This is a genomic window from Streptomyces sp. NPDC057438 (assembly GCF_042802995.1).
Lineage (GTDB): Bacteria > Actinomycetota > Actinomycetes > Streptomycetales > Streptomycetaceae > Streptomyces.
Genome location: NZ_JBHVDD010000070.1, coordinates 49,255 through 55,730, shown reverse-complemented (window position 1 = coordinate 55,730; position 6,476 = coordinate 49,255). Strand labels below are relative to the sequence as shown.

Sequence of the window (6,476 nt, the reverse complement as noted above, 5' to 3'; positions counted from 1 at the left end):
CCCCCGGTCGTACACCGGGGGTACGGCCCTCGGCCGTTCGGGAACAACCGCCTCAGACGGCGATCGCGACCTCCGCCAGGCCGCCCTGCTCGGCGACGACGGTACGGTCGGCGGTGCCGCCGGGGACGAGCGCGCGGACGGTCCAGGTGCCCTCGGCCGCGTAGAAGCGGAACTGGCCCGTCGCGGAGGTCGGGACCTCGGCGGTGAACTCGCCGGTCGAGTCCAGCAGCCGGACGTAGCCGACCACCGGCTCGCCGTCGCGGGTCACCTGGCCCTGGATCGTGGTCTCACCGGGCTTGATCGTCGAGGCGTCCGGGCCGCCGGCCTTCGCTCCACACATGTCTTTCTCCAAAGAGGTCTGACCGGAGGGGAAGGCCGGTCGGGATGAACGGGATGTTCGCTTGCTACGGGTACCGCTGGGCGGGGCCGGGTCCTACTTGTTGGCGCCGAGCTCGATCGGGACGCCGACGAGGCTGCCGTACTCGGTCCAGGAGCCGTCGTAGTTCTTGACGTTCTCCACGCCGAGCAGCTCGTGCAGGACGAACCAGGTCAGCGCGGAGCGCTCGCCGATGCGGCAGTAGGCGATGGTGTCCTTCGCCAGGTCCACCTGCTCGTCGGCGTACAGCTCCTTGAGGTCGTCGTCCGACTTGAAGGTGCCGTCGTCGTTGGCGTTCTTCGACCACGGGATGTTGCGGGCGCTGGGCACGTGGCCCGGACGCTGCGACTGCTCCTGCGGCAGGTGCGCGGGGGCGAGCAGCTTGCCGCTGAACTCGTCGGGCGAGCGCACGTCGACCAGGTTCTGGCTGCCGATCGCGGCGACGACGTCGTCACGGAAGGCGCGGATCGCGGTGTTCTGCGGCTTGGCCTTGTACGTGGTGGCGGGGCGCACCGGCACCTCGTCGACCAGCTCGCGGGCGTCCAGCTCCCACTTCTTGCGGCCACCGTCGAGCAGCTTGACGTTCTCGTGGCCGTACAGCTTGAAGTACCAGTAGGCGTACGAGGCGAACCAGTTGTTGTTGCCGCCGTAGAGGACGACGAGGGTGTCGTTGCCGATGCCCTTCTCCGACAGGAGCTTCTCGAAGCCCTCCTGGTCGACGAAGTCACGGCGTACCGGGTCCTGGAGGTCCTTCGTCCAGTCGATCCGGATGGCGTTCTTGATGTGGTTCTTCTCGTACGCGGTCGTGTCCTCGTCGACCTCGACGATGGCGATGTTCGGGTCGTCGAGGTTGGCCTCGACCCAGTCGGCGTCTACCAGGACGTCGCTGCGGCTCATGCTCTTTCTCCTCCGGGGCAGTTACGGCGGGGTGCGGGTGCCTCCGGCGGTTCGGCCGGCGGCGCGCAGGGATGGGCCCTGGCTCGAACAGGGCAGGCATCGGGGGACGCGACGGCAGGACTCCGCCGCTCGCTCAGAAAGTGCGACAGAGCATGGCGGCGACGCGGCACAGGTCTACTGCCCGCCGCTTCGTGAGATCCGCCTGTCGCTTCATGAGTGTCGATCGTAGGGACGGACAGGCGGACGTGTCACCGGCGTGTCGGATATTGAGACGCGATCGTCCGCAATGTGGGACCAGAGGGGCGTACGCGCTGCGGGCGCGGCAATTCGCGAGGGGTGTAGCGGTCGTCACAGCTCCCCTGCGGACATGACCGTCTCGCCCCTCGGACAGCGCAGGTCCCGTCCGTCGCGCGTCGACCGCCGTTCGCCGGATCCCGCCCCCGTACTACCCGGCGAGCCTGACGTTCGAACCCCGGACCGTGATGTCCACGCCGTCCGACGCGGCCTCGACCTTGTCGAGCTTGATGCCGCCGGGGAGGCCGTCGATCTTCTGCTCGAAGTCGGTGATCGAACGGACCTGGCCCTCCGCGGCCTCGACGACGAGGTTCGGCAGGTTGTCGGCGTGCACCTTCACGGTGTCGCCGTCCACGGTGACCGTACTGAGGACCGGGTAGGTCGTCGACCTGCCCAGGAAGGTGACCTTGATGTCGACCTTCACCTTGCCCTTGCCGCCGTCGGAGAGGCCGACGACCTGGGCGGTCGCGCCGGGGAGGATCTGGGTCGGCGCGGACTTGGCGGCCTTGAGGAGTTCGTCGTACGCGATGGTCGCGGTACCGGTGGCGGTGGCGGCGGTGGCGGAGCTGTAGTCGCTGGAGAAGGCGACGCCGTGCATGTTCGCCTTCAGGTCGGCGATACGGATGCTCTCGTCGGCCTTGCCGGTGGTCGCCTCGTAGTCCTGGATGCCGACCTCGACGTCGTCGAGTTCGCCGCTCGCGACCTGGGTGAGGAACGGGAAGCCCTTGATGGAGACGTCGGGGGTGGTCGTGAGGCCCTCGCTGGTCTTCAGCTGCTCGGCAGCCTCGTCCTCGGCGAAGCCGACGGCGACGCGGTCGGCGATCACGAAGAGGCCGCCCAGGATCACGGCGACGATGACAAGTATTCGCAGTGCGCGCATGTCTCGGTGTTCCCCACGTAGTCCACTCGGCGTTCGGCCCGGCGATCGGTCCCGCGTTCGGTTCTGCTGCAACGACCTGAGTGGCCGTTCTCCGCGAGAGTAATCGGGCGGGTGTAAAGGCGAGGTGGGCCGGGTCGCCTTGTTGATCAGCTGTGACAGGGGCGGTCTGGGTGGGATGTCCTGGGTGCGTGGGCGGGTGCGGGTCCGGTGGGGCTTCTCGCGCAGTTCCCCGCGCCCCTGAAAACCAGGCCCTACGGGCCTGAAAACCCGAGCCCCGCCAGAGCGGAAAGGCCCCGAAGCCCGCACGCCCCGAAGCCCGCACGCCCCGAAGCCCGCACGCCCCGAAGCCCGCACGCCCCGAAGCAAGGGGCGGAGCCCCTGCTTTCAGCGCGGGGAACTGTGCGAGAAGCCCCACCGGGCCGCACCCGGCGACCGGCGTACGGCGCTCACCGGGCCGCACCCTTCGACGTTCGGCGACGGGGCCCGTCAGGCCAGCGCGCGGCCGAGGAGGTACACCGCCGGGGCCGCGGCCGTCAGCGGCAGGGCCACCCCCGCGGTGAAGTGGACGAAGCGCGACGGGTAGTCGTACGCGGCGACCCGGTGGCCGATCAGCGCGCAGAGGCCGGCCGCGGCACCGAGGAGCGCACCGGAGGCGCCGAGGCCCGTCGCACCGCCGACGGCGATGCCCGCGCCGGCCGCCGCCAGCAGGGCCACGACCACCGAGGCCGGCGTGGGCAGCGGCAGGGCGCGGGCCACCACGGCCACCGCCACCGCGACTCCGCCGACCGTCACCGCGTCCGCCACGGCCGCGAGATAACCGGTCGCGATGATCGACAGCGCCGCCGAGGCCACCGTCGCCATCAGGCCGTACATCCGCTCGTCCGGGTCCGCGTGGCTGCGCAGCCCGAGTACGAGGGCGAGCAGCACCCACACACCGAGCGTCCCGAGGATCGCGGCGGGCGCGTGCTCCCGCCCGGCCACGAACAGCACCGCGTCCGCCGCGAGGGCGCCCGCGAAGGCCAGCACGATGCCCTGCCGGGCCGGCCACATGCCGTTCAGCCGGAACCAGCCCGCCGCGGTCACGGCCTGGAGGATCACCAGGGGCACGGCGAGGGCGTACGCGCCGACCGCCGCCGCACCGGCCAGCAGCAGCCCCAGTACGGCCGTGAGCAGCGCCGGCTGCATCCCGGGTTCGATGATCGGCGACCGTCCCTCGGCCCGCGCCCGCTGGGCGTCGGTGACCCGGGTGTTGCCGGTGAGGGTGGGCGGCCCGTATCCGGGCTCGGGCGCCCCGGCGGGGTCGGCCGGGGGCGGCACGGGCGCCTGCGGCTGCGCCTGCTGAGGTGCATGAGGCGCATGAGGTGCATGAGGCGCCTGCTGCCCGTACGGGTCGTACTGACCCGGCTGCCCCTGCTGTCCTCCCTGGCCCGGCTGCCCGTACCGCGCGCTCGGGCCGTCCGACTGCTGGGGCAGGTACGCCGTCTCGGTCAGGTGGGCGGCGGGCGGGGTCTGGGGCTGGATCTGGGTCTCCCAGGTCTGGCCCTCCCACTGCTGGGTGTACTGCTGCGCGTGGGCGGCCTGGCTCTCGTCGTAGCCCTGCCACTCGGGCTGCGGCTGGGCCCCGTACTGCTGCGCCCGCTGGTACTCGTCGTAGCCCTGGTGGCCCTCGTACCCGTACGGCTGGTTGCTCATGATGTGGGGGTCACCCTCCTGCGAACGGCGGAAGCACCTCGACCGTGCCGCCCTCGGCCAGACGTACCGTCTCATGGGCGCGGGTGCCCACCGGGTTGCCGTCGACGAGGAACGAGCAGCGCCGCAGGACGCGGTCGAGTTCGCCGGGGTGTCGCTCGCGGGCCGCGTTCAGGGCGTCCGCGAGGGTGGCCGCGTCGTAGGGCTCCTCGGCGAGGCCGGCTGCGGACTTGGCCGCGGCCCAGTAGCGGACGGTGCCCTTTGGCATCTGCGTTCCTCTGTATTCGTCGTGACGGGGATCAGGCTACGGGGCGGGCGGCGCGGCGGGGAAACCGCGGGCGGGCGAGACCTCCGCGCCCCGGGAGCGGCACCGCTCGTGGGCATCCGCTCGCGGCGTCCTCACCCCGCCCTCCCCGATACCCATTCCCCGATCCGGGCCAGCAGTTCCCCGCTCGCCGCGTTCTCCGCGTGCCCCATCCCCCGCTCCAGCCACAACTCGCCGTTCTCGCCCGCCGCGGCCGCCAGCGTCTCGGGGTGGTCGGTCGGAAAATAGCCGTCGCTGTCCCCGTGGACCACCAGGAGCGGGGTCGGGGCGATGAGGGGCACGGACTCGACCGGGGAGAGGGGGACGGGGTCCCAGTCGCGGTGGTGGATACGGGTGCCGAAGCCGTAGCGGCCGAGCAGACGGCCCTCGGGGCGGGTGATGAGCCAGTGGACCCGGCGCATGGGGGCCGTGCCGCGGTAGTACCAGCGGGCGGGGGCGCTGACGGAGACCACCGCGTCGGGGCCGTCGGGCAGGGCCGCGTGGCGCAGGACGACCGAGCCGCCCATGGAGAACCCGACCGTGGCGACGCGCCCGTGCCCGAGGTCGCGCGCCCAGCGGACCACCGCCGCGAGATCGAGCACCTCGCGGTCGCCGACCGTGGAGCGGCCGCCGGACCGTCCGTGGCCCCGGAAGGAGAAGGTGACGACGGACCCGTACCGCGTGAGCGCCTGCGCCACCCTTCGAACATGTGGGCGGTCGGCGTTCCCTGTGAATCCGTGTGCGACGACGAACGCGAAATGGCCGGAGAGAGAAGTTCCGGTGTCGGCCGAGCCTTTGTATACAAGGGCTTTCGGATCGTATACGGCCTCGATATTCACACCGTCGTCAGTGCGCAGAAACCTGCGCAAAGGGGTTCGGGGCGGCCCCGAACTCGTTCGACCGGCCGTCTCAGAGTTCGGAATGTCGGAAGATCGCGTCACATGGCCTGCCGGACCAGCACTCATGTGGGCTATTCTGCTGGACAGAGGACTCGGGCAATGTTGCCCCCGGGTCCTTTTGTGCTTTCGGAAGCGTTGTATACGAGCGGGAAACGCCAGGTGACCGCAGGTGTACGGGCCCCGGGATCGCAGAGCAGAACACTGATCGGCGCCGCATTCCGGATCGCGGTGACGCCCAGTGCCACACACGTCCTCGCAGGGACCGAGGAGGAACCGACGTATGAGTTCTCTGCTGCTCCTGACCAATGCCCTCCAGCCTTCCACGGAGGTGCTTCCGGCCCTGGGCCTGCTGCTGCACAACGTGCGCGTGGCCCCGGCGGAAGGCCCCGCGCTCGTCGACACCCCCGGTGCGGACGTCATCCTGATCGACGGCCGCCGTGACCTCCCGCAGGTCCGCAGCCTGTGTCAGCTGCTCCGCTCCACGGGCCCCGGCTGCCCCCTCATCCTCGTCGTGACCGAGGGCGGCCTCGCCGCCGTCACCGCCGACTGGGGCATCGACGACGTCCTCCTCGACACCGCCGGCCCCGCCGAGGTGGAGGCCCGGCTGCGGCTGGCCATGGGCAGGCAGCAGATCGTCAACGACGACTCCCCCATGGAGATCCGCAACGGCGACCTCTCGGTGGACGAGGCGACCTACAGCGCCAAGCTCAAGGGCCGCGTCCTCGACCTCACGTTCAAGGAGTTCGAGCTCCTCAAGTACCTCGCCCAGCACCCGGGCCGCGTCTTCACCCGCGCCCAGCTGCTCCAGGAGGTCTGGGGCTACGACTACTTCGGCGGCACCCGGACGGTCGACGTCCACGTACGACGGCTGCGCGCCAAACTCGGCCCCGAGCACGAGTCGCTGATCGGGACGGTCCGGAACGTCGGTTATCGATTCGTTACGCCCGAGAAGGCGGAGCGCGCCGGTGACGAGGCCAAGAGCAGGGCCGCCTCCTCAAAGGCGGCGGATGCGGACGAGACGGCGCCTCTGGAGGCCGTCGAGATCGCGGCCGAGGCGTAGGGGCGGTGCCGCCGGGCGTCGTACGCGCTGGTAACCCATCGGTGTGCCGGCGTACGCCCTGCCCAGCGGCGATCCAT

General features: G+C 71.0%; 7 protein-coding genes. 1 reads left to right on the top strand and 6 read right to left on the bottom strand.

All coding sequences use genetic code 11. The features are described 5' to 3' along the window. Positions 1-52: 52 nt before the first annotated feature. The 6 genes from ACFU5F_RS30405 to ACFU5F_RS30380 all read right to left on the bottom strand — a co-directional run bounded on the left by ACFU5F_RS30405 (position 53) and on the right by ACFU5F_RS30380 (position 5,405). Positions 53-340, bottom strand: a complete 288-nt coding sequence (locus tag ACFU5F_RS30405; protein WP_013002600.1) for a DUF1416 domain-containing protein — start codon at positions 338-340, stop codon at positions 53-55. 93 nt (positions 341-433) lie between these two features. Next, positions 434-1,273, bottom strand: a complete 840-nt coding sequence (locus ACFU5F_RS30400; protein WP_383894038.1) for a sulfurtransferase — start codon at positions 1,271-1,273, stop codon at positions 434-436. Between the two features lie 445 nt (positions 1,274-1,718). Then, positions 1,719-2,447: a DUF2993 domain-containing protein gene (locus ACFU5F_RS30395; protein WP_383894035.1), complete on the bottom strand. Its 729-nt coding sequence runs from the start codon at positions 2,445-2,447 to the stop codon at positions 1,719-1,721. A gap of 486 nt (positions 2,448-2,933) precedes the next feature. Next, positions 2,934-4,139, bottom strand: coding sequence for a hypothetical protein (locus ACFU5F_RS30390; RefSeq protein WP_383894032.1), 1,206 nt, complete (start codon positions 4,137-4,139; stop codon positions 2,934-2,936). Positions 4,140-4,149: 10 nt separating this feature from the next. After that, positions 4,150-4,404 carry a MoaD/ThiS family protein gene (locus ACFU5F_RS30385; protein ID WP_383894029.1) on the bottom strand — a complete coding sequence of 85 codons (255 nt, stop codon included), beginning with the start codon at positions 4,402-4,404 and terminating at the stop codon, positions 4,150-4,152. Positions 4,405-4,535: 131 nt separating this feature from the next. After that, complete coding sequence (locus tag ACFU5F_RS30380; protein ID WP_383894026.1) at positions 4,536-5,405, bottom strand: alpha/beta hydrolase; 870 nt, start codon at positions 5,403-5,405, stop codon at positions 4,536-4,538. A 214-nt stretch (positions 5,406-5,619) separates the two neighbouring features. On the opposite strand from ACFU5F_RS30380, the gene ACFU5F_RS30375 reads away from it, so the two are divergent. Further along, the gene (locus tag ACFU5F_RS30375) at positions 5,620-6,399 is read left to right on the top strand and encodes a response regulator transcription factor (protein ID WP_383894022.1); all 780 of its coding nucleotides are present in this window, start codon (positions 5,620-5,622) and stop codon (positions 6,397-6,399) included. The last annotated feature ends 77 nt before the right edge of the window (positions 6,400-6,476 follow it).